Genomic DNA, 26332 nt, shown 5'->3' with positions numbered 1-26332 from the left:
GCGGGCCCCACCTTTACCATCTGTCACAGCACTTCGCTATTTTGTTCGCCGCCGTCCCCACCGGCTCAGCCATGTCCCCGCGTTTTCCGAGGAGCCGGCCGTGGATGCCGAATCCGCCGTCACCACCTGCTACCGCCACAGCAGAGTGGAGTCCCACGTCCGCTGCGTCCGCTGCGACCGGTACATCTGCCCGGACTGCATGCGGGAGGCCTCCGTCGGCCACCAGTGCGTGGAGTGTGTGAAGGAGGGCGCCCGGTCGGTACGGCAGGCACGGACGGCGTTCGGCGGCCGGATCAGCGCGGTGCCGGTCGTGACGTACGTTCTGATCGGGCTCAACGTCCTCGCCTATCTGGGCGAGTTGGTGCGCCCGGCGGTCGTGGACAGTCTGGGGATGCTCGGGCGCGGACTGGCGGGAACCGACGGCGGGCACTACCTGTGGGAGTACCCGTACGGCCCCGACGTGCACGCGGAGGGGCTGGTCGGCGGCGAGTGGTACCGGCTGCTGACCGGCGCGTTCCTGCATGTGCCGGTCACCGAGGGGACGTTCGGCATCCTGCACATCGTGATGAACATGACGGCGCTGTGGAGCATCGGCCGCGTGGTCGAGGCGCAGTTGGGCCGCGCCCGCCACCTCGCCCTGTACCTGCTGTCGGCGCTCGGCGGCTCCGTCCTGGTCCTGCTGATCGATCCGGACGCCCTGACGGTCGGCGCGTCCGGCGCGATCTTCGGTCTCGGCGCCGCGTACTACGTCATGGCCCGCCGTCTGGGCTACGACATGAGCGGGGTCAACCGGTACATGGCGGGCCTGCTGCTGTGGCTGGTGATCTCCGCCGGGCTCACTTCCTGGCAGGCGCACCTCGGTGGCCTGCTGGCGGGCGGCGTGGTGACCCTGGCGTACGCGTACGCGCCGCGCGGCGGCCGTCGCACTCTGGTCCAGGCGGGCGTGTGCGTGGCCCTGCTGGTCCTGCTCATGGCGCTCAGCTGGGCGAAGGTCTCGGAACTGTCGGGAGGAGCGGCCTGATCAGGGCCGTAGGTATCTGTCATGAAACGTCCTGGAATATTGTTTTTGGTGGCCACCCCGGTCCTCGCGTTGGCGGTGCTGCTCGCCTTCGATCCGCGGGACCCGGAGCCGGCCGCGGCGAAGCGGCACACGGCCGCGCACGAGTCCCGTGAGGACGCCAAGGCGCGGGCCGAACGGTCGGAGAAGGGCCAGGACGAAGAGGTGGTCTCCGAGGCGCCCCCGGGCCTGACCGCGCCCGCGAAGAAGGAGCTGGCCCAGCGGCTCGTGGCGAGCGCCGAGAACTCCACGCCCGACTGGCGCAGCACCTACGGCCACATCCAGGACGCGGGCGACGGCGACGGCTACACCGCGGGGATCATCGGCTACTGCACCGGGACCCACGACCTGCTCATCCTGGTCGAGCGCTACACCAGGGCCCACCCGGACAACGGCCTCGCCCGGTTCCTGCCGGCGCTGCGCGAGGTGGACGGCACGGACTCCCACGAGGGCCTGGACCCGGACTTCACCGCGGCGTGGAAGGCGGAGTCGGAACGTCCGGCCTTCCGCAAGGCCCAGGAGGACGAGCGCGACCGCGCCTACTTCAATCCGGCCGTCCGCCTCGCCAAGCTCGACGGCCTCGGCACGCTGGGCCAGTTCATCTACTACGACGCGATGGTCTTCCACGGCCCCGGCGTCGACAAGGACGGTTTCTACGCCCTGCGCGAGCGCGCCCTGAAGGAGGCCGACACCCCGGCCGCGGGCGGCCGGGAGAAGAGCTACCTCGACGTCTTCCTGGACATCCGCCGCGAGGCCATGAAGGCCCGGAGGACGAACCGCGACACCAGCCGTATCGACACCGCCCAGCGGCAGTTCCTGTACGACGGGAACATGGACCTGAAGACCCCGCTGGTGTGGAAGGTGTACGGGGAGACGTACAAGGCGCCGTAGTCCTTCGGACATGCGGCGGCGCCTGCCCTGTGGTCCGGTCGGGGACTGGGCAGGCGCCGCCTGTGTTCCACACGCCTTTGTGTGGGACGTATGTGAGTGACCGTCAGGTCACCGTTGTGCCGTCAGACCGTCAGCGCGCGGTCCGTCGGGCAGATCGGGGCCGGCAGGTCGCCGGCGCCCATGAGGTGGCGGTCGACGCCGCGGGCGGCCGAGCGGCCTTCGGCGATCGCCCACACGATGAGGGACTGGCCGCGGCCGGCGTCACCGGCGACGAAGACACCGGGCACATTGGTCTGGAAGTCCGCGTCACGGGCGATGTTACCGCGCTCGTCCAGCTCCAGGCCGAACTGGTCGACCAAGCCGTTCTCCCGGTCGGTGCCGGTGAAGCCCATGGCGAGGGTGACCAGCTGGGCCGGGATCCTGCGCTCGCTGCCCGGCTTCCGGGTCGGCCTGCCGTCCACGAACTCGACCTCGGCCAGGTGCAGCCACTGCACGTTGCCGTCCTCGTCGCCCTCGAAGTGGGTCGTGGAGGCCGAGTAGATCCGCTCGCCGCCCTCCTCGTGGGCCGAGGTGACCTTGTAGAGGATCGGGAAGGTCGGCCAGGGCTGGTCGACCGGGTGCCGCTCGTCGTTCGGGCGGGGCATGATCTCCAACTGGGTGACGGAGGCCGCGCCCTGGCGGTGGGCGGTGCCCACGCAGTCCGCGCCGGTGTCACCGCCGCCGATCACGACGACGTGCTTGCCCTCCGCCGAGATCGGCGCCACCACGTAGTCGCCCTCCTGGACCTTGTTGGCCAGAGGCAGGTACTCCATCGCCTGGTGGACGCCCCCCAGTTCGCGACCGGGGACGGGAAGGTCGCGGGCGGTGGTGGAGCCGGCGGCGATGACGACCGCGTCGTAGCGCTTCTTCAGGTCGGTGGCCTTCAGGTCGCGGCCGATCTCGACGCCGGTACGGAAGCGGGTGCCCTCCGCGCGCATCTGCTCGATACGGCGGTTGATGTGCCGCTTCTCCATCTTGAACTCGGGGATGCCGTAGCGCAGGAGGCCTCCGACGCGGTCCGCGCGCTCGTAGACGGCGACCGTGTGGCCCGCCCTGGTCAGCTGCTGGGCGGCGGCCAGGCCCGCCGGGCCGGAGCCGATGACCGCGACCGTCTTGCCGGACAGGCGCTCGGGGATCCGCGGGGCGACGTCGCCGTTCTCCCACGCCTTGTCGATGATCGAGACCTCGACGTTCTTGATGGTGACCGGCGGCTGGTTGATGCCGAGCACACAGGCCGACTCGCAGGGCGCCGGGCACAACCGGCCCGTGAACTCGGGGAAGTTGTTCGTCGCGTGCAGCCGCTCGGAGGCGGCGGCCCAGTCCCCGCGGTAGGCGTAGTCGTTCCACTCCGGGATCAGGTTCCCGAGCGGGCAGCCGTTGTGGCAGAACGGGATGCCGCAGTCCATGCACCGGCCGGCCTGCTTGCTGATGATCGGCAGCAGCGAGCCGGGGACGTAGACCTCGTTCCAGTCCCTCTTGCGCTCCTCGACCGGACGGGACTCGGCGACCTCACGGCCGTGGTTCAGAAAGCCCTTCGGGTCAGCCATGGATCGCCGCCTCCATCATCTTCTCGGTGATCTCGGTCTCGGACAGACCGGCCCGCTCGGCGGCGTCCTTGGCGGCGAGCACTGCCTTGTACGTGCTGGGAATGATCTTGCTGAAGCGCTCCACCGCGGTGTCCCACTCGGCGAGCAGCTTCTCGGCGACGGTCGAGCCCGTCTCCTCCTGGTGCCGGCGCACCACGTCGTGCAGCCACTGCCGGTCGGAGTCGTCCAGCGGCTCGACCGCGTCGGCGTTGCCGGGGTTGACGTTGTCCCGGTCGAGGTCGATGACGTAGGCGATGCCGCCGGACATGCCGGCCGCGAAGTTGCGGCCGGTCTCGCCGAGGACCACCGCGCGCCCGCCGGTCATGTACTCGCAGCCGTGGTCGCCCACGCCCTCGGATACGACCAGCGCGCCGGAGTTGCGCACGCAGAACCGCTCACCGGTCCTGCCGCGCAGGAACATCTCGCCGCCGGTCGCGCCGTAGGCGAGGGTGTTGCCCGCGATGACGCTGTACTCGGCGAGGTGGTCGGCGGCGCGGTCCGGGCGGACCACGATCCGGCCGCCCGAAAGACCCTTGCCGACGTAGTCGTTGGCGTCGCCCTCCAGGCGCAGTGTGACGCCGCGCGGGACGAAGGCGCCGAAGGACTGGCCGGCCGAGCCGGTGAAGGTGATGTCGATGGTGTCGTCGGGCAGTCCCGCACCGCCGAACTTCTTCGTCACCTCGTGGCCGAGCATGGTGCCGACGGTGCGGTTGATGTTGCGGATGGCGACCTGGGCGCGCACCGGCTGGGCGTCGGCGGCGCCGGGCGCGGCCAGGGCGTCGGCGGCGAGCCTGATCAGCTCGTTGTCGAGCGCCTTCTCCAGGCCGTGGTCCTGGGCGGTCACCTGGTGGCGCACCGCACCCTCGGGCAGATCGGGCACGTGGAACAGCGGCTCCAGGTCCAGGCCCTGCGCCTTCCAGTGGTCGACCGCCCGGGTCACGTCGAGGACCTCGGCGTGGCCGACGGCCTCCTCCACGGAGCGGAAGCCCAGTTCGGCGAGCAGCTGGCGGACCTCCTCGGCGATGAACCGGAAGAAGTTCACCACGTATTCGGCCTGGCCGGAGAACCGCTCGCGCAGCACCGGGTTCTGGGTGGCGATGCCGACCGGGCAGGTGTCCAGGTGGCACACGCGCATCATGACGCAGCCGGAGACGACCAGCGGAGCGGTCGCGAAGCCGAACTCCTCGGCGCCCAGCAGCGCCGCGATCACCACGTCACGGCCGGTCTTGAGCTGACCGTCGGTCTGCACGACGATGCGGTCCCGCAGTCCGTTGAGGAGAAGCGTCTGCTGGGTCTCGGCCAGGCCCAGCTCCCAGGGGCCGCCCGCGTGCTTCAGCGAGGTCAGCGGGGAGGCACCGGTACCACCGTCGTGGCCGGAGATCAGGACCACGTCCGCGTGCGCCTTGGAGACGCCCGCGGCGACCGTGCCGACACCGACCTCGGAGACTAGCTTGACGTGGATCCGCGCCCGCGGGTTCGCGTTCTTCAGGTCGTGTATCAGCTGGGCCAGGTCCTCGATGGAGTAGATGTCGTGGTGCGGCGGCGGGGAGATCAGGCCGACGCCGGGGGTCGAGTGCCGGGTCCTGGCGACCCACGGGTAGACCTTGTGGCCGGGCAGCTGGCCGCCCTCGCCGGGCTTGGCGCCCTGGGCCATCTTGATCTGGATGTCGTCGGAGTTGACGAGGTACTCGCTGGTCACCCCGAAGCGGCCGGAGGCCACCTGCTTGATGGCGGACCGGCGGGCCGGGTCGTACAGGCGGTCCGCGTCCTCGCCGCCCTCACCGGTGTTGGACTTGCCGCCCAGCTGGTTCATGGCGATGGCGAGGGTCTCGTGCGCCTCCTTGGAGATGGAGCCGTACGACATGGCGCCGGTGGAGAAGCGCTTGACGATCTCGCCGACCGGCTCGACCTCCTCGACGGGGATCGGCGCGCGGCCGGAAGCGAAGCCGAAAAGTCCGCGCAGCGTCATCAGGCGCTCGGACTGCTCGTTCACCCGGTCCGTGTACTTCTTGAAGATGTCGTAGCGGCCGGAGCGCGTGGAGTGCTGGAGGCGGAAGACCGTCTCCGGGTCGAACAGGTGCGGCTCGCCCTCGCGGCGCCACTGGTACTCGCCGCCGATCTCCAGCGCGCGGTGCGCCGGGGCGATCCCGGAGGCCGGGTAGGCCTTGGCGTGGCGGGCGGCGACCTCCTTGGCGACGACGTCGATGCCGACACCGCCGATCTTGGTGGCGGTGCCGTTGAAGTACTTGTCGACGAAGGCCTCGTCCAGGCCGACGGCCTCGAAGACCTGGGCACCCCGGTAGGAGGCGACGGTGGAGATGCCCATCTTGGACATGACCTTCAGCACGCCCTTGCCGAGGGCGTGGATCAGGTTGCGCAGGGCGCTCTCGGGCTCGCCGCCCGGCAGGAAGGTGCCCGCGCGGACCAGGTCCTCGACGGACTCCATCGCCAGGTACGGGTTGACCGCGGCGGCGCCGTAGCCGATCAGCAGGGCGACGTGGTGGACCTCGCGGACGTCGCCGGCCTCCACCAGCAGGCCCACGTGGGTGCGCTGCTTGGTGCGGATCAGATGGTGGTGGACGGCCGCGGTGAGCAGCAGCGACGGGATCGGGGCGTGCTCGGCGTCCGAGTGGCGGTCGGACAGGACGATCAGGCGGGCGCCGTTGCCGATGGCGGCGTCGGCCTCGGCGCAGATCTCCTCGATGCGCGCGGCCAGCGTCTCGCCGCCGCCGGAGACCCGGTACAGGCCGGAGAGGGTCGCGGCCTTCAAGCCGGGCATGTCGCCGTCGGCGTTGATGTGGATGAGCTTGGCCAGCTCGTCGTTGTCGATCACCGGGAAGGGCAGGACGACGCTGCGGCAGGAGGCCGCGGTCGGCTCGAGCAGGTTGCCCTGCGGGCCGAGCGAGCTGCGCAGCGAGGTGACCAGCTCCTCGCGGATCGCGTCCAGCGGCGGGTTGGTGACCTGCGCGAACAGCTGGGTGAAGTAGTCGAAGAGCAGCCGCGGGCGCTCGGAGAGGGCCGCGATCGGCGAGTCGGTGCCCATGGAGCCGATCGGCTCGGCGCCGGTCTTGGCCATCGGCGCGAGCAGGACGCGCAGTTCCTCCTCGGTGTAGCCGAAGGTCTGCTGGCGGCGGGTGACCGAGGCGTGGGTGTGCACGATGTGCTCGCGCTCGGGCAGGTCGCCCAGCTCGATCTCGCCGGCCTGGACCCACTCGGCGTAGGGCTGCTCGGCGGCGAGGGTCGCCTTGATCTCGTCGTCCTCGATGATGCGGTGCTCGGCGGTGTCGACGAGGAACATGCGGCCGGGCTGGAGCCGGCCCTTGCGGACGACCCTGGCCGGGTCGATGTCGAGCACGCCGACCTCGGAGCCGAGGACGACGAGGCCGTCGTCGGTGACCCAGTAGCGGCCGGGGCGCAGGCCGTTGCGGTCGAGCACGGCGCCGACCTGGGTGCCGTCGGTGAAGGTGACGCAGGCCGGGCCGTCCCAGGGCTCCATCATCGTGGAGTGGTACTCGTAGAAGGCGCGCCGGGCCGGGTCCATGGCGTCGTGGTTCTCCCACGCCTCCGGGATCATCATCAGCACGGAGTGCGGCAGCGAGCGGCCGCCGAGGTGGAGCAGCTCCAGGACCTCGTCGAAGGAGGCGGAGTCGGAGGCGCCCGGCGTGCACACCGGGAAGATCCGCTCCAGCGTCTCCTGGGAACCGAACAGGCCGGAGGCCAGCCGGGACTCACGGGCGCGCATCCAGTTGCGGTTGCCCTGGACGGTGTTGATCTCGCCGTTGTGCGCGACGAAGCGGTACGGGTGCGCGAGCGGCCAGCTCGGGAAGGTGTTCGTGGAGAAGCGGGAGTGGACGAGCGCGATGGCCGAGGCGAAGCGGCGGTCGGACAGGTCCGGGAAGAAGGGCTCCAGCTGGCCGGTGGTGAGCATGCCCTTGTAGACGAGGGTGCGGGCCGACAGCGACGGGAAGTAGACGCCGGCCTCGCGCTCGGCGCGCTTGCGCAGCACGAACGCCTTGCGGTCCAGGGCGATGCCCTCGCTGACGCGGTCGGTGACGAACAGCTGGCGGAAGACGGGCATGGTGGAGCGGGCGGTGGCGCCGAGCAGCTCTGGGGCGACCGGGACCTCACGCCAGCCGAGGACGGTCAGGCCCTCGTCGCCCGCGATCGCCTCGATGCGCGAGACGGTGTCCTCGGTGCCGTCCTCGGGCAGGAAGGCGATGCCGACGGCGTAGGCACCGGCCGCGGGCAGTTCGAATCCGGCCACCTCGCGCAGGAACGCGTCGGGCACCTGGGAGAGCAGACCGGCGCCGTCGCCGGAGTCGGGCTCTGAGCCGGTCGCGCCGCGGTGTTCCAGGTTGCGCAGAACCGTGAGCGCCTGTTCGACCAGCGCATGGCTCGCCTCGCCGGTGAGGGTGGCCACGAAGCCGACGCCGCAGGCGTCGTGCTCGTTGCGGGGGTCGTACATACCCTGCGCGGCAGGGCGGGCATCCATGAACGACCAGTTCTGGTCGTTCGCGGGATGCTGGGACGGCTGGCGCGGCATACGCATCGGCTCTCCCGTCGTCGTCATGTGGCTGTGGGTCCCTCCCAGGCCGTTCAGGCTCTGGGGGAGCGAGTGCCGAGGGACGACGTTGGCCCTCTGCCTGAAATGCGAAATTTCGTGCAGATTACATGATGGGGGGTTTCTCGGGAATCGGAAACTCCGTTCCAGCATGCGGGCACCGGGGGTCGCCAGGGGGTACCGCGACCGGCGGTGAAAGATGTGGGGCGGGCGGCGGACGAGATCGGTCGGATCCGTGTCCGTCGGCCCAGAAGGAACAGGGAGGGCGAAGTCGCCCGGCCCTGCGCATGCGCGACAGGCCTCATTGCCTGCGGGTGCTTACGGCTCATGCCCCGTGGTCACGCGGCCGAAACCAACGGGTAAACAAGCAACAGCGTACTTATACGACTATCCGCATAAGTTCCAGCGCCCTATCCTACGGCGGTTCCGAACAGGGTGCCCAGGGCGTAGGTCACACCGGCGGCGGCACCACCCAGGGCGAACTGCCGCAAACCGCTGTACCACCAGGTCCGCGCCGTCACCTTGGCCACCACCGCGCCACAGGCGAAGAGCCCCAGGAGGGCGAGCAGCACGGCCGGCCACAACGCGTTAGCGCCCAGCAGATACGGCATCACCGGCAGAAGCGCGCCGAGCGCGAACGAGCCGAACGACGACACCGCGGCGACCAGCGGGGAGGGCAGGTCGCCGGGGTCAACGCCCAGCTCCTCGCGGGCGTGTATCTCCAGGGCCTGCTCCGGGTCCTTCGACAGCTGCCGGGCCACCTCCTCGGCGAGCCCGGGCTCCACGCCGCGCGAGACGTAGAGCGCGGCCAGCTCCCGCTCCTCGTCCTCCGGGTGCTTGCGCAGCTCGCGGCGCTCGACGTCCAGCTCGGCCTCGACCAGCTCACGCTGCGAGGCGACGGAGGTGTACTCGCCGGCCGCCATGGAGAAGGCACCCGCGGCCAGGCCCGCGAGGCCGGTGAGGACAATGGTCTGCTGGCCCACCGCGCCGCCCGCCACACCGGTCATCAGGGCGAGGTTGGAGACCAGGCCGTCCATCGCGCCGAAGACCGCGGGACGCAGCCAGCCACCGTTCACGTCGCGGTGCGTGTGGTTGTCACGGTGCGCCTCGTGGAGCGTCGCTTCGGTGTCGATGATGGCCATGAAGAGGTCCCCCTGAGCTGGGCGAGAACTTAGGTAAGGCTGACTTTTGGACGAGTTCTATTTTTTGACAACAACGAATCTACGCTGGAAATTTCGCCGCCGCCAGCAAGGGAAGGCTGGGCTAACCTGCGGTTTTATGCTGCGGCGCTCATCCGTGAAGCAAGGCGCACAGATGTCGTATGGGTGATGGTGAGGTTCCCGAGGCTGCACAGGGCCCCACGCCGGGGACAGTTCCGCTGAGGGCTCCCCGCCCTGCGGGGCGCCCCGAGAGGAGAGCCCGCCATGGGATCGACCATCCACGCCCCGCAGACCCCGGCGCCGACCCCGGCCGCCTCGCGTGAACGGGCACGCGGCGCACTGCTCGGCCTCGCCGTCGGAGACGCGCTCGGGGCGCCCGCGGAGAACCTGAAGCCGTCCGAGATCCGCGCCCGCTGGGGCCGGATCACCGGCTACGTCACCGACCGGCCGGCCGGCACGGACGACACCGAGTACGCCATCTTCTCCGGGCTGCTGCTGGCCCGGCACGGCCATGCGCTCACGCCCGCCCTGGTGGAGGCCGCCTGGCACGAGTTCATCGCCGACCGCGCCGAGGGCCCCTTCCGCGGGGCCGGGTTCAGCGAGCGGGGCACGCTGGAGAACCTGCGCCGGGGGCTGGCCGCCCCCATCTCCGCCCAGCACCGGCACGCCTGGAGCGACGGGCTCGCCATGCGGGCGGCGCCGTTCGGGGTGTTCGCCGCCGGGCGGCCCGCCGAGGCGGCCCGGCTGGTGGCGATCGACGGCTCGGTCAGCCACGAGGGCGAGGGCATCCACGGCGGCCGGGCGGTGGCCGCCGGGGTCGCGGCGGCGATGGCGGGCGCGCCGCCGGTCGCGGTCGTGGCCGCCGCCCTCGCCGTCGTCCCCGACGACTCCTGGACGGCCCGCTCGCTGCGCCGGGCCACGGCCGCCGCCCACCGCGGCGAACGCGCGGTCCGCTCCGCGGTGGTCATCGGCGGCTATCCCTGGACCGACCTGGCCCCCGAAGCGGTCGCCCTCGCCTTCGGCGCGTACGCCGCCGCCGACGGCGACTTCCGCGAGGCGGTCCTCACCGCCGTCAACATGGGCCGCGACGCGGACACCACGGCGGCGGTCGCGGGCGCGCTGGCCGGCGCGACGCAGGGCCTCTCGGCCATTCCGGACGAGTGGGCGACGGCCATCGGCCCCGCCCGGGGCAGCTGCCTGCCGTCGATGGCGGGCCGGCACGTACTGGACGTGGCGGACCTGCTGGTGAGCGCCTCCACCGGTCTCCCCCGCCACGAAGCCCCCGTACGACGTGAGGCACTCCCCGTTCCGGACCGGTCGGCGTACGCGCTCACCGCCGGCGAAGAGGAGACACAGCCGTGAGCCACCGGACGGGGCCCGCCGCGGGGGACGCCCCCGAGCGCCCAGCCACACGGGGTCACCCCGCCGCAACGACGACCGATCACCCGGCCCGGAACGGCCACCCGCCGATGACACCACCCTGCACGCCCGGCACAACCACGCCCCCACCAGCAACGAAGGCGAGGCGCGACCATGAGCCCCCGGACCGACGAGCCGGCGGTCGATCACCCGGTACGGAACAGCCAGCCGCCGGTGACGGCAGCCCGCACGCCCGGCGCAACCACGCTCCCCACCAGCGACGAGGACGAGGCGCAACCATGAGCCGCCGGATCGAGAAGCCCGTGGCCGACCACCCGGCACGCAGCAGCCACCCGCCGGTGACGGCAAGCCCGCACGCCCGGCACAGTCACGCGCCCACCGAACGCGAGGCGCGGCCGTGACGCGGCGGGTCGAAGGGCTGTTGTTGGGGCTGGCCGCCGGGGACGCCGCCGGGTGGCCCGCCGCGCGGCACCGGGCCGCTCGGATGCCGGAGTGGACCCGGCGGCTCACCCGCGAGCTGGACACGTTCGCCGAACTGAACGCGACGACGACGCTGCCCGTGCCCATCGCGCTCAACCAGCCTCCGGAGCCGCTGCGCCTCGGCCCCTCCGACGACGCCGAGTGGGCGGTGTTCGCCGCGGAGGCCCTGCTGCGGGCGGGGGACGACGGGGCGCTCGGCGACCTCGGCCGGGAGCGGCGTATCCGGGCCGCGATCGACCTGACCTGGAACGCCGTCGCCGGCGAGGTCGCGGCGGCGGCCGAACGCGCCCCCGAGGTCGAGTCGGCGGTGCTGCCGCTGCGCGCCCGAATCTCCGTCCGGGCCGGGCTCGGCAACCTGGCGACCGGACTGCGCCCGCCGGCCAGCGGGCACGACAACCCGCACTACTTCGACGACGCCGCCTGCGTACGGGCCTGTGTGCTGGCCACGGCCCACCCGGGCGACCCCGGGTGCGCCGCCGAACTGGCCGAGTTCGACGCCCGGTACACCCAGGACGGCGACGGCGTCCACGGAGCCCGCGCGATGGCGGCGGCACTCGCCGAGGCGCTGGCGGGCGCGGAGGTCGGGGCGTGCGTCACGGCGGCGCTGGCCGAGCTGCCCGAGCGGACGGAGATCGGCCGCAACGCGCGGCACGCGCTGCGCCTGGCCCGGGACACCGAGGGCGCGTTCGCGCTCGTCCCGCTCCTTGAGCACCGAATCGTCGACCACGTCTACAGCTACGGCATCGCCGCCGCCGAGACGGTTCCGGTCGCCCTCGCCCTGGCCACGGCGGCGGACGGCCGGATCGCCGAGGCGCTTCCGGCGGCGGCCTGCCTGTCCCGGGTCGCCGACTCCGCCCCGGCCCTGGCGGGCGCGCTGACCGGTGCGCTGGGCGGCGGCGAGGCGATCCCGGCGTCCTGGCGGGATGCCTGCCGCACCCTGTCCGGCTGCGTGCTGCCCCGCCTCACCGGCACCGACCTCGTGGAACTCGCCGAACTCCTGGAAGCCGCACAACCGGCCCCTCCAGGAGGATGATTCCGGGCATGACGCCCAAAGGAGAACAGAGCCGAGGCGTGGTCCGGGACGCGGACCTGGAGGAGCGGATCGCCGGCGCGCTCGTGGGAGCGGCCGTCGGCGACGCGCTCGGCGGCCCCGTCGAGGGCTACTCCCCCGACCAGATCCTCGAGCGCCACGGCGGCCGCGTGCACGGCGTCGTCGGCCCCTGGCACGGCGAACGGTGGCGCACCGCCCGCCCCATCGCCCCGTACCACAAGGGCGACGGCCACGTCACCGACGACACCTTGATGACGCACGCCCTGGTGCGGGTGTACGCACGCGTCCGCGACCATCTCGACGCCCACGCGATCGCCGACCACCTGGTGCCCGACCTGATGACGAACCCGCGCTGGATCCCGGAGCTCCAGGCGGAGGCGCTGCCGCTGCACCGGGTCTTCCTGGCGGAGAAGTGGCTCGTGGCACGGCTGCACTACGGCCACGTCGACCCACGCGAGGCCGGCACCGGAAACATCGTCAACTGCGGTGCCGCGATGTACATGGCGCCGGTGGGACTGGTCAACGCCGCCAATCCGGCGGCCGCTTACGCCGAGGCCCTGGACATCGCGGGCGCCCACCAGTCGTCGTACGGCAGGGAGGCGGCGGGCGTCCTGGCGGCCGGGGTGGCGGCGGCGTGCGCGCCGGGGGCGAGCCCGGACTCGGTGGTGACGGCGTGCCTGTCGCTGGCGAAGGACGGTACCCGCGCCGCGATCGAGCGGGTCTGCGAAGTGGCCCGCGGCCACACGGACTTCGAGTCGGCGCTGGGCCCGCTGCGGGAGGCGGTGGCGCCGTACGACACGGTCGGGCCGGACTACCGGAACCCGTCCCTGGGCGCCCGCCGCCCCTCCCGACTGCACGCGATCGAGGAACTGCCCATCGCGCTGGGCATGTTGACGGTGGCGCGCGGCGACTTCCGGCAGGCCGTTCTCGGCGCGGTGAACTACGGCCGCGACTGCGACTCCACCGCGACGATGGCCGGGGCGCTGGCGGGAGCGCTGGGCTCGCCCGTCCCGGAGGACTGGGCGAAGACGGTGGCCGAGGCCAGCCGCCTGGACCTGGGGGAACCGGCGCGCACACTGGCCGGGGTGACCCGGGAGGTCTTCGAGAAGGACGTACGGCGGCGGCGCGCCCACGAGCGGGCGTTCGCCGGAATGGGAGGCCCGGAATGCTCCGAGTGACCTGGGTCCAGCCGGAGGACCTGCTCGGCCACGAGGTGCGCCAGGCGGTGCAGGACGGCCGCGAACCGTCGGCGATCGCCGCCCGCTGGCGCGCGGCGGGCGGACCCGAGGCGCCGGCGCGTGCGGGCGCGTCCCCCGGGCGCGCCTCCCGCTACCTGCGCCTCCTGGCGGAGGACCTCCTGGACGAACTGGCCGAGCTCCCCAGCCGGCTGGCGGACGCGGAACCGACGGACCTGGCCGCGATCAAGGCCCTGTGCCCGGCCTGGCCCGGGCAGCCGGGCGCCCCCGCGCCCCCGGCGACCGCCGAGCGCCTGGAGGCCGCCTGGCTCGGCCGGGCCGCCGGCTGCCTGCTGGGCAAACCCGTGGAGAAGCTGCCCCTCACCGGCATCCGCCAACTCGCCCGGGCCACCGGCAACTGGCCCCTCAGCACCTGGTTCACCGGCAAGGGCGTACCCGAGGACCTGACCGCCGCGTACCCCTGGAACCGCCGCTCGGCGGCCGGCTCCCTGGCCGAGAACATCGACGGCATGCCCGAGGACGACGACCTCAACTACCCCCTGCTCAACCTCCTCCTGCTGCAACGCCACGGGAAGCGGTTCACGACCACCGACACCGCCCGCCTCTGGCTGGACGAACTCCCCGCGGGCCGCACCTTCACCGCCGAACGCGTCGCCTACCGCAATCTGCTGCTCGGCATCGAACCCCCGCTGACCGCCCGGCAGCGCAACCCCTTCCGCGAGTGGATCGGCGCTCTGATCCGCGCCGACATGCACGGCTGGACCAACGCCGGCGACCCGGCGGCCGCGGCCGCACAGGCCCACCGCGACGCCACCCTCACCCACACCGCGAACGGCGTCTACTCCGCGATGTTCGCCGCCGCCGTCATCTCCACCGCGGCGACCGGAACCCACGACGTCCACACCTGCCTGGCCACCGGCCTGACCGTCGTGCCGCCCGGCTCCCGGCTCGCCCGCGCCGTGCGCCACGCCGTCCAACTGGCCCAAACCCACGAGGACTTCGACACGGTCGTGGACGAACTCCACGCCACCCACGCCGACTGTCACTGGGTGCACGCCGTCCCCAACACCGCGCTGGTCGCCGCCGCCCTGACCCACGCCGACGGCGACTTCACCGGCTCCGTCTGCCGCGCCGTCTCCGGCGGCTGGGACACCGACTCGAACGGTGCCACGGCCGGCGGTGTCGCGGCCCTCCTCGCCGGTTCCCCGAACGAGCTGCCCGACCGCTGGACGGCGCCCCTCAAAAACCGGCTGGCCACATCGGTGGGCGACTTCGACGGCACCGGCTTCGACACCCTGGCCCACCTCACGCACCTGGAGGCGTCCCGCCCCATGAGCGACATCGACCGGCCCGCCTCATGACCGCGCCCCACGACGCCGCGCCCCACGACACCGCACCCGACGCCTCCGGGCCGCTCGCCGGTCTGCGCGTGCTCGACCTCGCCACCCTCTTCGCCGGACCCATCGCCGCCACCATGCTCGGTGACTTCGGCGCCGAGGTGATCAAGGTGGAACACCCGGTCAAGCCGGACCCGTCCCGGGGCCACGGGCCGTCGAAGGACGGAGTCGGCCTGTGGTGGAAACTGCTCGGCCGGAACAAGCACACCATCACGCTGGACCTGTCGAAACCCGGTGGCCGCCGCACCCTGCTGCGGCTGGCCGCCACCGCCGACGTGATCGTGGAGAACTTCCGGCCCGGCACCCTGGAGAAGTGGGAGCTCGGCTGGCCGGAGCTGTCGGCGGCCAATCCGCGCCTGGTGCTGGCCCGGGTCACCGGGTTCGGGCAGTTCGGTCCGCACGCCTCCCGGCCCGGGTTCGGCACCCTGGCGGAGGCGCTGAGCGGGTTCGCCGCGATCACCGGCGAGCCGGACGCGCCACCGACGCTCCCGCCGTTCGGGCTCGCCGACTCGATCGCGGGCCTGGCCACGGCGTACGCGGTGATGACCGCGCTCGCGGCGCGGGAGCGCACCGGGGCCGGCCAGATCGTGGACATGGCGATCATCGAGCCGATCCTGACCGTCCTCGGCCCGCAGCCCCTCTGGTACGACCAGCTCGGCTACGTCCAGCCCCGCACCGGCAACCGCACCCGGAACAACGCTCCGCGCAACACCTACCGCACCAGTGACGGCACCTGGGTGGCGGTCTCCACCTCGGCGCAGTCGGTCGCGGAACGCGTGATGCGGCTGGTGGGCCGCCCCGAGCTGATCGACGAGCCCTGGTTCGCGACCGGCGCGGAGCGGGCCGCGCACGCCGACGTGCTCGACGAGGCGGTGGGCGGCTGGATCGCCCGGCACACCCGCACCGAGGTCCTGGCCGCCTTCGAGAAGGCCCAGGCGGCGATCGCGCCGATCCAGGACGTACGGGACGTGATGGCCGACCCGCAGTACCGGGCCCTCGGCACCCTGACCACGCTGCACGATCCGGAACTCGGCCGGATGCGCATGCAGAACGTCCTCTTCCGGCTCTCCGCCACCCCGGGCGCGATCCGCTGGGCGGGCCGCCCGCACGGCGCCGACACGGACGCGGTCCTGACCGAACTCGGCCTCACCCCGGAGGAACTGGCCGCACTGCGTGCGGAGGGCGCTCTGTGACGGCGACCGCCTTCTGCCCGCTCACCTGGCTGTACGCCCCCGGTGACCGCCCGCACGTCGTGGCCAATGCCCTGGCCTCCGGCGCGGACGTGGTGATCGTCGACCTGGAGGACGCGGTCGCCCCGGACCGCAAGGAGTACGCCCGCGCGGCGACCGCCGAGCTGCTGACCGAGCCGCCGCCGGTCCCGGTGCACGTGCGGATCAACGCGGTCGACGGGCCGCTGGCCGCCGCGGACCTGGCTGCGGTGGCCCCCCGGCCGGGCCTGGCCGGGCTGCGGCTGCCGAAGGTGACGTGCGCCGGGCAGGTCGCCCGGGTCGCGGCGCGGACGGAGACCGTGCAGGGCCCGCCGCCGGCGGACGGTTCGGGGCCCCCGCTGTACGCCCTCCTGGAGACCGCGCTGGCCATCGAGCGCGCCTACGCCATCGCCTCCGCGCATCCCTCGCTGCGCGGCGTCTCGATCGGCGAGTCCGACCTCCGCGCCGACCTGGGCGTACGGCAGGATTCCGGTCTGGACTGGTGCCGCGCCCGGGTCGTCGTGGCCGCCCGCGCGGCCGGCCTCTCCCCGCCGCCCCAGTCCGTCCACCCCGACATCCGGGACCTGGAGGGCCTGGCGGCCTCCTGCGCACACGGCCGCGCCCTGGGCTTCCTCGGCCGCGCTGCCATCCATCCGCGCCAGCTCCCGATCATCGAGCGCGCCTATCTGCCGACCGACCGGGAACTCGAGGAGGCCGAGACGGTCATCAAGGCGGCCACCGCGGACCTGGGCGCGCAGGCCCTCCCCGACGGCCGCTTCATCGACGCGGCGGTGGTGGCGGCGGCCCGGCGCACCCTCGCGCTGGCCCGGCGGTGCTGACACCACGAGGGCGCCCCCGTGATCCGGGGCGCCGTCGTCGGTGTACGGCCGCTTTCGAGGGGCGTCAAGGCCGGTCGTCGGTCGGGGAGAGGCAAACCCATCGTCCGTCGTGGCCGGCGGCCCCCCGACCGGGTCCGGCGCGGCGCCGGAGCGCCTCGAACCCGGATCGACCAGCGCGCTGGATCCGAGGCCACAGCACAGCACCCAGGAGCAACGCAGGTCCCCAGCGGCGAGGTGGCGCAGCAGCCATACGGCGGTGGCGGCCGTGACCAGCACGGTCGCCACCGCCATCGGCACGGTCGTCATTCGGCCCGGCGGTCACGCCCCGTGAGTTCAGCAGGCAGACTCCACTACGAGCGGGGCTTCCGCTGCTTCTCCCCCGACATCACTGGAGCCTCACCAGCCACCGCATCCTGACCGGAGATGGACGTTTCCTCACTCGCGGTCTCCGGAGCGTCCTTGTCCAGCACCACGGGACCCTCCGCGCCTGCGCCCTCTTCCGCGTCCTGCGTGCCGTCCGTGGCATCCGTGGCATCCGTGGCATCCGGCTCGACAGTCTCCTCCCGGCCGGGCCGGAGCCGGGCCGAGAGGACCATGTAGATCACGGCCGCGATGAAGACGATCAACGCGGTCCAGTTGTTCAGCCGCAGGCCCAGGATGTGGTGGGCCTCGTCGACCCGCATGTACTCGATCCAGAACCGGCCCGCGCAGTACGCGGCGACGTACAGGGCGAACGCCCTTCCGTGGCCCATCTTGAACCGGCGGTCCGCCCAGAACACCAGCAGCGCGACGCCGACGCACCACAGCGACTCGTACAGGAACGTCGGGTGGTAGTACCCCGGCACCCGGCCGTCCGCCGAGGACGTGATGTGCAGGGCCCACGGAAGGTCCGTCTCCCGCCCGTACAGCTCCTGGTTGAACCAGTTGCCCCAGCGCCCGAACGCCTGCGCGATCGCCAGGCCGGGAGCCACGGCGTCGGCATACGGCGGCAGCGCGATACCCCGGCGCCGGCAGCCGATCCAGGCACCGAGCGCGCCCAGCGCGACGGCTCCCCAGATACCGAGTCCGCCTTCCCAGATCTTGAAGGCGTCGACCCAGTTCCGGCCTTCACCGAAATAGAGTTCGTAGTCGGTGATCACGTGGTAAAGGCGACCGCCCAGCAGGCCGAACGGGACGGCCCAGACGGCGATGTCCCAGGCGGTGCCCTTCTTCCCACCACGCGCGACCCACCGGCGGTCGACGATCCAGAGGGCGACGAAGAGACCGACGAGGATGCTGAAGGCATAGCCGCGCAGCGGAATGGGACCGAGGTACAGCACACCGCGCGACGGGCTGGGGATGTAGGCAAGTTCCATGGCAGGGTCGACGCTACCGCAGCCGGAGCGGGGCCAAGGCAAGCAGTCCGGCTACGGGTCCATAACGGGCGGCTCGTGCCTCACTCATTTGCTGGCGGCCGCCTCCACCATCTGCTTCAGCTTCGCCGGGGTCATCGTCCGGTCCTGGAGGATGTTCTTCCCGTTCAACAGGACGGTCGGGGTGCCCGAGAAGCCGCCGGCCTCGAAGGCCTGGTTGGACTTGTCGACCCAGCTGTCGTGCGTGCCGTCCTTGACGCACTTGTCGAAGGCCGGGGTGTTCAGTCCGCTCACCTTGCCCGCGAGCTGGATGAGCTTGCCGTTGTCGGCGAAGGCGTCGTCGGACTCCTTGGGCTGGTTCCGGTAGAGCACGTCGTGGTAGGCGGGGAACTTGCCCGCGTCCTGGGCGCAGGCCGCCGCGTTGGCCGCGCGCAGGGAGCCGGTGCCCCCGAGGCCGCCGTCGATCAGTCTGACCAGGCGGTACTCGACTTTGAGCTTGCCGGCGTCGGCCAGCTCGTGGACCGTCGGCCGGTACACCGTCTCGAAGGCCTGGCAGGCCGGGCAGCGGAAGTCCTCCCACACGGTGAGCGTCGACTTGGCTCCGTCCCGGCCGACCGGGATCGCCAGGCTGTCCTTGCCCCGCGCGCCGGAGGGCGCCACGACCGGGCCCGCGCTGCTGCTCTTGTGCTTGCCGGAGTTGGCGGCGACCACGCCGATCACCGCCGCCAGGCCCAGGACGCACACGACGGTCGCGGCCACGATCAGTGTGCGCCGTCGCCTCTCCGCGTTCTTCTGCTTCTCACGCTCGGCCGCCAGTCGCTGCCGGGCGATGCGTTTTCCCTGATGGTTCTTCTCGCTCACACCCCCTGAACGAACCGGGGAGGCGCATTGCGCCTCCCCGGTGCCAGGACCACCCGTTCGGGCGATCGAAGGATGTGCCGCGGCCGTCGTTACGCCTGTCCGCGCACCCCGCTCGCCAGCTCGCCCGCGAGAGCGCGGACGGCCTCGACGCCGGCCGCCGGGTCCGGGGCCTCCAGCATCCGCTTGACGAAGGCCGAACCGACGATCACGCCGTCCGCGAAGCCGGCGACCTCGGCGGCCTGGGCTCGGCTGGAGACGCCGAGGCCGACGCAGACGGGCAGGCCGGTGCCGGTGGCCCGGGTGCGTTCCACCAGGTCCTGGGCCTGCGTGCCCACCGACTCACGGGTGCCGGTGACGCCCATCAGGGAGGCGGCGTAGACGAATCCGGAGCCGGCCGCGGTGATCTCGGCGAGCCGCTCGTCCCTGCTGCTGGGCGCGACGACGAACACCGTCGCCAGGCCGTGCTTCTCGGCGTGCTCCCGCCACAGGGCCGACTCCTGGACCGGCAGGTCCGGCAGGATGCAGCCGGCGCCGCCCGCCTCGGCGAGTTCCGCGGTGAACCGCTCGACGCCGTAGCGGTCGACCGGGTTCCAGTAAGTCATGACGAGCACCGGCTTGCCGGTGGCCGCGTGGGCCTCCCTCACCGTCCGCATGACGTCCGCGATCCTGACGCCGCCGCGCAGCGCGATGTCGTCCGCGGTCTGGATGACCGGACCGTCCAGGACCGGGTCGCTGTGCGGCAGCCCGACCTCGACGACGTCGGCGCCGCCGTCGAAGACGGCCTTGATCGCCTCGATGCCGCCGTCCACGGTCGGGAACCCGGCCGGCAGGTAGGCGATGAGCGCGGACCGGCCCTCCGCCTTGGCGGCGGCCAGGGTGTCGGCCAGCAGCCGGCCCTGTCCACCGGTCGATGCAGTCCCGCTCACTTGGCGTCCCCCTCGATCTCGGCGGTGTCGGCTTCGTCGGCGGCCACCTCGGCGTCGGTGTCGTACAGGCCGAAGTAGCGGGCGGCGGTGTCCATGTCCTTGTCGCCGCGTCCGGAGAGGTTGACCACGATCAGTCCGTCCTCGCCCAGTTCCCGGCCCACTTCCAGGGCACCGGCCAGCGCGTGCGCGCTCTCGATCGCCGGGATGATGCCCTCGGTCCGCGACAGCAGGCGCAGCGCCTGCATGGCCGCGTCGTCGGTGATCGCGCGGTACTCGCCGCGGCCGGAGTCCTTGAGGTAGGAGTGCTCGGGGCCGATGCCCGGGTAGTCGAGGCCGGCGGAGATGGAGTACGGCTCGGTGATCTGGCCCTCGTCGTCCTGGAGGACGTAGGAGCGGGAGCCGTGCAGGATGCCGGGCTCGCCCGCGGTCAGGGTGGCCGCGTGCTCGCCGCTCTCGATGCCGTGCCCGGCGGGCTCGCACCCGATGAGGCGGACGCCGGTGTCCGGGATGAAGGCGTGGAAGAGGCCGATGGCGTTGGAGCCGCCGCCGACACAGGCGACGGCTGCGTCGGGCAGGCGCCCGGCGCGCTCCAGCAGCTGGCGGCGCGCCTCGACGCCGATGACCCGGTGGAAGTCGCGGACCATGGCCGGGAAGGGGTGCGGTCCTGCGACCGTCCCGAACAGGTAGTGGGTGTGGTCGACGTTGGCGACCCAGTCGCGGAACGCCTCGTTGATGGCGTCCTTCAGGGTGCGGCTGCCGGACTTCACGGCGACGACCTCGGCGCCGAGCATGCGCATCCGGGCCACGTTCAGGGCCTGCCGCTCCGTGTCGATCTCACCCATGTAGATCGTGCACTGGAGACCGAAGAGCGCGCAGGCGGTGGCGGTGGCGACGCCGTGCTGTCCGGCGCCGGTCTCGGCGATCACCCGGGTCTTGCCCATCCGCTTGGTGAGCAGGGCCTGGCCGAGCACGTTGTTGATCTTGTGGGAGCCGGTGTGGTTGAGGTCCTCGCGCTTGAGGAACACGCGGGCGCCGCCGGCGTGCTCGGCGAAGCGGGGCACCTCGGTGAGGGCGCTGGGACGGCCGGTGTAGTGGGCGAGCAGGTCGTCGAGTTCGCGGGCGAACTCGGGATCGGCCTTCGCCTTGTCGTACTCGACGGCGACCTCGTCCACGGCGGCGACGAGCGCCTCCGGGATGAACTTGCCGCCGAACGCGCCGAAGTAGCCCTCGGCGCTCGGCACCTGGCCCTCCGGGTCGGGAATGAAGAACTCGCTGGGCATGCGGATACCTCACAGGGGCGTCTGCCCCGGGATCGGTGGGTCTGACGGTCACGGTGGTCGCGTGCGCGTGCCGTGCTCCGGGTGTGCGGGCACGGGCGTCAGCGGGCGGGCCACTCGGCCGGCGGGCGGACCGCGGTCGCGGTACGGCGGCACGGGCCGGGAGCGGCGGAGACGGGGCGACCGGCCCGGGGCCGGACGACGCTGCTCAGCTCACCGCTGGTGGCGCGCACGCGGGCGACGCCATCGCATGCCGTTGACCTGGCCCGGTTCGTCACCGATGACGTACCGCACCCTGCGGCCGTGCACACGGCGTGCGGGCGCGCGGCAGCCACGGGGCCGGCAGCCGCGCGCGAGGCGGGCGTACGGGTCCCGGAAGGGTTCGGCGATCGGGAGGGTCATCGGGGCACACTCTACCGGCGTACGGCCACTCGGGTGAGCGGCTCGCTCAGCTCCGCCCGTGCCGCAGTGCCGGGTGCGCCCCGGCCGCCACCAGGTCGGCGACCGCCGTCTTCGGGTCGCGGCCGGTGACGAGGGACTCGCCGACCAGTACCGCGTCGGCGCCGGCGTTGGCGTAGGCGATGAGGTCGTGCGGGCCGCGCACGCCGGACTCGGCGATCTTGACGAGATCGTCCGGGATCTCCGGGGCCACCCGCTCGAAAGTGTCGCGGTCGACCTCGAGCGTCTTCAGGTTGCGCGCGTTGACGCCGATCACCTTGGCGCCCGCGTCGACCGCGCGCTCGACCTCCTCCTCGTCGTGGACCTCGACGAGCGGGGTGAGTCCGATGGACACCGCGCGCTCGATCAGCGACCCCAGGGCCGACTGGTCCAGGGCGGCGACGATCAGCAGGGCGAGGTCGGCGCCGTAGGCCCGGGCCTCCCACAGCTGGTACGAGGTGACGATGAAGTCCTTGCGCAGGACCGGGATGTCCACGCGCGCGCGGACCGCCTCCAGGTCGGCCAGCGAGCCGCCGAAGCGGCGCTGCTCGGTCAGCACCGAGATGACGGAGGCGCCGCCCGCCTCGTAGTCCGCGGCGAGCCCGGCCGGGTCGGCGATCGCGGCCAGTGCGCCCTTGGACGGGCTGGAGCGCTTGACCTCGCAGATCACCTTGACGCCGTCGCCACGCAGCGCGGCGGCCCCGTCCTTGGCCGCGGGTGCCTTCGCCGCGCGCTCCTTGAGCTCGTCGAGGCTGACGCGCGCCTGCCGCTCCGAAAGGTCGGCACGGACTCCGTCGATGATCTCGTCGAGCACACTCACGCGAGCGGCCCCCTTCCAGACGGTGGACTGTTCCAGCGGGTCGAACGGCCTCCGGCGGTCCGCCGCGAACCGATCAGGCGGGCGGAACCGGTGGTTACTGCGATGGTATCCGGAGGCGGGCGCCGACCTCGCATCCGGTGGACGGCGGTCCCACTACCTGGACATACCGGGCCCGATCAAGGATGGAGCCAGCCACCGAACGGCAGGTTCCGGACAACGGTGAACACCAGCAGCAGGGCACCGAGGCTCCACAGGTGCGCCGTCCCGAGTGCGAGGCGCGGCGGCCGCCCGCGCACGGCGCGCAGGACCCACAGCGTCCACACCACGGCGAAGACCGGATAGCCCGCGGTGGCCAGGGCGTTGTCGTGCAGGGCCGTCACGAAGTCGCCGTGGACGAAGGCGTGGGCGCTGCGCAGCCCGCCGCAGCCGGGGCAGTAGAGACCGGCGTAACGCAACAGGGGGCAGACCGGGTAGTGGCCGGGCTGGTTGGGGTCCACGGCCCCGACGTAGGCGAAGGCGCCGGCGACGGCGGTCAGGACCCCGGCCGGGACCGCGAGCCGCCTGAGCACGGCCGTGGCGTGCAGGGGAACGGCGGTGGCGTCCTGGGTGCGCCGCGGGCGGGGTATGGGCGTCCGGCCGTGCGTCACCCTCCGGCTGTCGGGATTCACGCCTCGCATTCTCCCCCGGACCGGTCGCACACGCGCGAGGGGCGGCACCGGGCCGCCCCTTGGACTGTCGAGTGGTACGGGTCCGCCCCGTGCGGACCTCAGCTCTCGGCGCGGGCCGGCTCGCGCGGGCCGACCTGGTGCACCGGGTGCTCGTTCTTCTGGCCGAGGCCCATCATGCGCATGATGCCGCCGACGACGCCGCCGACCAGCACGATCCCCATGCCGGCCCAGAAGCCGACCGGCTGGGCCATCACCATGAAGGCGCCCGCGACGCAGAAACCGATGAAGGCGATGATGACACCGGTCCAGGCGGCCGGGGTGTGACCGTGGCTGCTGCCCGCCATGACTTGCTCCTCGTTGCTGTGTTCTTGTCTGAGCCGGACGCTCGGCTCCATTGTCCCGTACGCGTGCACACGACGTGAGCGGGGGTGGCTCCTCGCGACCGCCGTCCGGGCACGGCGGGAGGCGCGCCCCGGCCGGCTCGCGGTCAGGCGGGTCCGGAGCCGGTCGGGTCCTCGCCCCGGTCGAGGGCCTTCCACAGGTCCTCGGGGCGGTCGGGGTCGACCGGGCGGGTCGCGCGGGCGCGGGGGGCGCCGGAGCGCTCGTAGCGGCCGGACATGGCCGGCCACAGGCGGCCGTAGCGCAGGGCGAGCAGGCCGGCCAGGAGCAGCAGCGCCCCGCCGACGGCCGCGACGTAGGGCCAGCCGGTGTGGCTGAGCGCGGCGGCGGTCGCGGCGGTGTCGCCGGAGACCTGGGCGGCCTTCTCGTCGAGGGCGCCGCCGTCGTCGGCGCCGAGCAGGGCGGCGGCGACCGTGCCCGCGCCGGAGAGCGCGAGCAGCACGGCGACCAGGACGCGGCCGGAGCGGCGGACGGCGAAGACGGCGACGAGCGCGGCCAGGCCCACTATGGCCAGCGCCGCGGGCACGCCCGTGACCTCGCTGCCCTTGGCGGTCAGCGGGAAGGCGCCGCCGGCCACCGTCGCGGTGCCCTCCGCCCAGCGCTGCCGGGTGGCGAGCAGCGCCACGGCCGCGCCGAGCGCGCCGCACAGCAGGGCGACGGCGAGGCTGCGGCGGCCGGACCGGGCGGGTGCGGCGGCTTCGGAACGGGGGTGAGGTAGGGCAGTCACGTACTCCACTATCGCTCGGACCGCGGGCGCCGTGTCATCCGGGGTTCATGTGCCGGACGTGAGAAACGCCCTACTGTCCCAGCCGGTTCGCGGTGTGCACCGCCCGCAGCACGGCCGCCGCCTTGTTGCGGCACTCGGTGTCCTCGGCCACCGGGTCGGAGTCGGCGACGATGCCCGCGCCCGCCTGGACGTAGGCGGTGCCGTCGCGCAGCAGGGCGGTGCGGATGGCGATGGCGGTGTCGGAGTCGCCGGCGAAGTCCAGATAGCCCACGCAGCCGCCGTACAACCCCCGCCGGGACGGCTCGAGTTCGTCGATGATCTGCATGGCCCGCGGCTTCGGCGCGCCCGAGAGGGTGCCGGCCGGGAAGCAGGCGGTCAGCACGTCGAAGGCGGTGCGGCCCGCCGCGACCCGGCCGGTCACGGTGGAGACGATGTGCATGACGTGCGAGTACCGCTCGACGGACATGAAGTCGACGACCTCCACGGAGCCCGGCTCACAGACCCGGCCCAGGTCGTTGCGCCCGAGGTCGACGAGCATCAGGTGCTCGGCGCGCTCCTTGGGGTCGGCGAGCAGTTCCTCGGCGAGGGCCTGGTCCTGCTGCGGGGTGGCGCCGCGCGGCCGGGTGCCGGCGATGGGGTGGACCATGGCCCGCCCGTCCTCGACCTTCACCAGCGCTTCCGGGCTGGACCCGACGACGTCGAAGGCGTCTCCGTCACCGCAGGGGAACCGGAACAGGTACATGTACGGCGAGGGGTTGGTGGCCCTGAGCACCCGGTAGACGTCCAGCGCGCTCGCCGTGCACGGCGTTTCGAAGCGCTGCGAGGGGACGACCTGGAAGGCCTCGCCCGCGCGGATGCGCTCCTTGACGTCCTCCACGGCCGCCTGGAAGTCCTCGCCGCCCCACAGCGCGGTGTACTCGGGCAGTTCGGAGGGCGGCAGCGCGGCGGGCGGCTGGACGACCGGGCGGGACAGGTCCGCCTCCATGGCGTCCAGGCGGGCCACGGCGTCGGCGTACGCCTCGTCGACGCCGGTGTCCAGGTCGTTGTGGTTGATCGCGTTGGCGATCAGCAGGACCGTGCCGTCCCAGTGGTCGAGGACCGCGAGGTCGGAGGTGAGCAGCATGGTCAGCTCGGGCAGCCGCAGGTCGTCGCGCTCGCCGGGGCCGATCTTCTCCAGGCGGCGCACGATGTCGTAGCCGAGGTAGCCGACCATGCCTCCGGTGAAGGGCGGCAGGCCCAGGTCGTGGGCCAGGTCGCGGGGAGTGTGCAGGGTCTCGACGGTGGTGCGCAGGGCGGCGAGCGGGTCGCCCTCGGCGGGGACGCCGACGGGCGGGGCGCCGAGCCAGTGGGCCTGGCCGCCGCGCTCGGTGAGGGTGGCGTCGCTGCGGACTCCGACGAAGGAGTACCGGGACCAGGTGTACGCGGTACTGCCGTTCTCCGCGGACTCCAGCAGGAAGGTGCCGGGGCGCTCGGCGGCGAGCTTGCGGTAGAGCCCGACCGGGGTGTCGCCGTCGGCGAGGAGCTTGCGGGTGACCGGGATGACGCGGCGGTCGGTGGCGAGCTTGCGGAACGTCTCGAGGTCCATGGCGGCCGACCTTACTGACCTTCGGCCGGCGCGCCGGAACCGGCGTCCTTCAGCAGGACGTCGGCGTCGAAGCAGGTGCGGTCGCCAGTGTGGCAGGCGGCGCCCACCTGGTCGACCTTGACCAGCACGGTGTCGGCGTCGCAGTCCAGGGCGACGGACTTGACGTGCTGCACGTGCCCGGAGGTGTCGCCCTTGACCCAGTACTCCCGGCGGCTGCGCGACCAGTAGGTGCAGCGGCCGGTGGTCAGCGTGCGGTGCAGCGCCTCGTCGTCCATCCAGCCGAGCATCAGCACCTCGCCGGTGTCGTACTGCTGGGCGATGGCGGGCAGGAGCCCGTCGGCGCTGCGCTTGAGGCGGCGGGCGATCTCCTGGTCGAGGCTGCTGGGCGCGGGCGTACCGGGCGTGCTGGTCATGGGTGCCATTGTGCCGCGCGG

At 72.7% G+C, this 26332-nt stretch carries 23 protein-coding genes; 9 read left to right on the top strand and 14 right to left on the bottom strand.

Annotation, left to right across the window (positions count from 1 at the left end):
* Positions 1–100: 100 nt before the first annotated feature.
* Together ACFY3J_RS03245 and ACFY3J_RS03240 are read left to right on the top strand one after the other, a co-directional pair.
* Positions 101–1021 carry a rhomboid family intramembrane serine protease gene (locus ACFY3J_RS03245; RefSeq protein WP_384180369.1) on the top strand — a complete coding sequence of 307 codons (921 nt, stop codon included), beginning with the start codon at positions 101–103 and terminating at the stop codon, positions 1019–1021.
* A 21-nt stretch (positions 1022–1042) separates the two neighbouring features.
* Complete coding sequence (locus tag ACFY3J_RS03240; RefSeq protein ID WP_390840071.1) at positions 1043–1948, top strand: chitosanase; 906 nt, start codon at positions 1043–1045, stop codon at positions 1946–1948.
* A gap of 122 nt (positions 1949–2070) precedes the next feature.
* Here ACFY3J_RS03240 and ACFY3J_RS03235 read toward each other — a convergent pair whose 3' ends face one another.
* The 3 genes from ACFY3J_RS03235 to ACFY3J_RS03225 form a co-directional block, all read right to left on the bottom strand.
* Positions 2071–3534, bottom strand: a complete 1464-nt coding sequence (locus ACFY3J_RS03235) for a glutamate synthase subunit beta (protein WP_390840069.1) — start codon at positions 3532–3534, stop codon at positions 2071–2073.
* On the bottom strand, positions 3527–8038 hold the full coding sequence (gene gltB, locus ACFY3J_RS03230; protein ID WP_384180508.1) for a glutamate synthase large subunit: 4512 nt from the start codon (positions 8036–8038) through the stop codon (positions 3527–3529). The genes ACFY3J_RS03235 and gltB overlap by 8 nt, the downstream gene beginning before the upstream one ends.
* A 506-nt stretch (positions 8039–8544) precedes the next feature.
* On the bottom strand, positions 8545–9276 hold the full coding sequence (locus ACFY3J_RS03225; RefSeq protein ID WP_384180363.1) for a VIT1/CCC1 transporter family protein: 732 nt from the start codon (positions 9274–9276) through the stop codon (positions 8545–8547).
* A gap of 282 nt (positions 9277–9558) precedes the next feature.
* On the opposite strand from ACFY3J_RS03225, the gene ACFY3J_RS03220 reads away from it, so the two are divergent.
* The 7 genes from ACFY3J_RS03220 to ACFY3J_RS03190 all read left to right on the top strand — a co-directional run bounded on the left by ACFY3J_RS03220 (position 9559) and on the right by ACFY3J_RS03190 (position 16845).
* Positions 9559–10656, top strand: a complete 1098-nt coding sequence (locus ACFY3J_RS03220; RefSeq protein WP_384180361.1) for an ADP-ribosylglycohydrolase family protein — start codon at positions 9559–9561, stop codon at positions 10654–10656.
* Between the two features lie 296 nt (positions 10657–10952).
* Positions 10953–11075 (top strand): hypothetical protein, encoded by a 123-nt coding sequence (locus tag ACFY3J_RS03215; RefSeq protein WP_384180356.1) that lies wholly within the window; start codon positions 10953–10955, stop codon positions 11073–11075.
* Positions 11072–12187, top strand: a complete 1116-nt coding sequence (locus ACFY3J_RS03210; RefSeq protein ID WP_384180354.1) for an ADP-ribosylglycohydrolase family protein — start codon at positions 11072–11074, stop codon at positions 12185–12187. Before ACFY3J_RS03215 ends, ACFY3J_RS03210 begins: the two co-directional genes overlap by 4 nt.
* Before the next feature lie 8 nt (positions 12188–12195).
* Positions 12196–13383 carry an ADP-ribosylglycohydrolase family protein gene (locus tag ACFY3J_RS03205; RefSeq protein WP_390840066.1) on the top strand — a complete coding sequence of 396 codons (1188 nt, stop codon included), beginning with the start codon at positions 12196–12198 and terminating at the stop codon, positions 13381–13383.
* Positions 13371–14762, top strand: a complete 1392-nt coding sequence (locus ACFY3J_RS03200) for an ADP-ribosylglycohydrolase family protein (RefSeq protein ID WP_390840064.1) — start codon at positions 13371–13373, stop codon at positions 14760–14762. The genes ACFY3J_RS03205 and ACFY3J_RS03200 overlap by 13 nt, the downstream gene beginning before the upstream one ends.
* Positions 14759–15991, top strand: coding sequence for a CaiB/BaiF CoA transferase family protein (locus ACFY3J_RS03195; RefSeq protein WP_384180348.1), 1233 nt, complete (start codon positions 14759–14761; stop codon positions 15989–15991). Before ACFY3J_RS03200 ends, ACFY3J_RS03195 begins: the two co-directional genes overlap by 4 nt.
* Positions 15988–16845 (top strand): HpcH/HpaI aldolase/citrate lyase family protein, encoded by an 858-nt coding sequence (locus tag ACFY3J_RS03190; protein WP_384180346.1) that lies wholly within the window; start codon positions 15988–15990, stop codon positions 16843–16845. The genes ACFY3J_RS03195 and ACFY3J_RS03190 overlap by 4 nt, the downstream gene beginning before the upstream one ends.
* A 350-nt stretch (positions 16846–17195) precedes the next feature.
* Here ACFY3J_RS03190 and lgt read toward each other — a convergent pair whose 3' ends face one another.
* From lgt to hisI, 11 genes are all read right to left on the bottom strand, one after another.
* The gene (gene lgt / locus ACFY3J_RS03185; RefSeq protein ID WP_390840062.1) at positions 17196–18200 is read right to left on the bottom strand and encodes a prolipoprotein diacylglyceryl transferase; all 1005 of its coding nucleotides are present in this window, start codon (positions 18198–18200) and stop codon (positions 17196–17198) included.
* Positions 18201–18284: 84 nt separating this feature from the next.
* Positions 18285–19058, bottom strand: a complete 774-nt coding sequence (locus ACFY3J_RS03180; protein ID WP_384180340.1) for a DsbA family protein — start codon at positions 19056–19058, stop codon at positions 18285–18287.
* An 89-nt stretch (positions 19059–19147) separates the two neighbouring features.
* Positions 19148–19984, bottom strand: a complete 837-nt coding sequence (trpA, locus tag ACFY3J_RS03175; RefSeq protein WP_384180338.1) for a tryptophan synthase subunit alpha — start codon at positions 19982–19984, stop codon at positions 19148–19150.
* The gene (gene trpB / locus ACFY3J_RS03170; RefSeq protein WP_141361831.1) at positions 19981–21264 is read right to left on the bottom strand and encodes a tryptophan synthase subunit beta; all 1284 of its coding nucleotides are present in this window, start codon (positions 21262–21264) and stop codon (positions 19981–19983) included. The genes trpA and trpB overlap by 4 nt, the downstream gene beginning before the upstream one ends.
* Positions 21265–21474: 210 nt before the next feature.
* Positions 21475–21663: a tryptophan biosynthesis modulator TrpM gene (gene trpM, locus ACFY3J_RS03165; protein ID WP_141361829.1), complete on the bottom strand. Its 189-nt coding sequence runs from the start codon at positions 21661–21663 to the stop codon at positions 21475–21477.
* Between the two features lie 46 nt (positions 21664–21709).
* Positions 21710–22519, bottom strand: coding sequence for an indole-3-glycerol phosphate synthase TrpC (trpC, locus tag ACFY3J_RS03160; RefSeq protein WP_390840059.1), 810 nt, complete (start codon positions 22517–22519; stop codon positions 21710–21712).
* Between the two features lie 176 nt (positions 22520–22695).
* A complete protein-coding gene (locus tag ACFY3J_RS03155) occupies positions 22696–23196 on the bottom strand; it encodes a DUF2752 domain-containing protein (protein WP_390840057.1) in 501 nt (166 codons plus the stop codon).
* An 89-nt stretch (positions 23197–23285) separates the two neighbouring features.
* The gene (locus ACFY3J_RS03150; RefSeq protein ID WP_384180331.1) at positions 23286–23531 is read right to left on the bottom strand and encodes an HGxxPAAW family protein; all 246 of its coding nucleotides are present in this window, start codon (positions 23529–23531) and stop codon (positions 23286–23288) included.
* A gap of 143 nt (positions 23532–23674) precedes the next feature.
* The gene (locus ACFY3J_RS03145) at positions 23675–24322 is read right to left on the bottom strand and encodes a TIGR02234 family membrane protein (protein WP_384180328.1); all 648 of its coding nucleotides are present in this window, start codon (positions 24320–24322) and stop codon (positions 23675–23677) included.
* Positions 24323–24383: 61 nt separating this feature from the next.
* Positions 24384–25898 carry an anthranilate synthase component I gene (locus tag ACFY3J_RS03140; protein WP_384180326.1) on the bottom strand — a complete coding sequence of 505 codons (1515 nt, stop codon included), beginning with the start codon at positions 25896–25898 and terminating at the stop codon, positions 24384–24386.
* Positions 25899–25909: 11 nt separating this feature from the next.
* A complete protein-coding gene (gene hisI / locus ACFY3J_RS03135; protein ID WP_390840053.1) occupies positions 25910–26311 on the bottom strand; it encodes a phosphoribosyl-AMP cyclohydrolase in 402 nt (133 codons plus the stop codon).
* Positions 26312–26332 lie beyond the last annotated feature (21 nt).

It is taken from the genome of Streptomyces sp. NPDC001231, from assembly GCF_042896885.1.
GTDB lineage: Bacteria > Actinomycetota > Actinomycetes > Streptomycetales > Streptomycetaceae > Streptomyces.
This window is presented reverse-complemented; position numbering and strand designations above follow the sequence as displayed.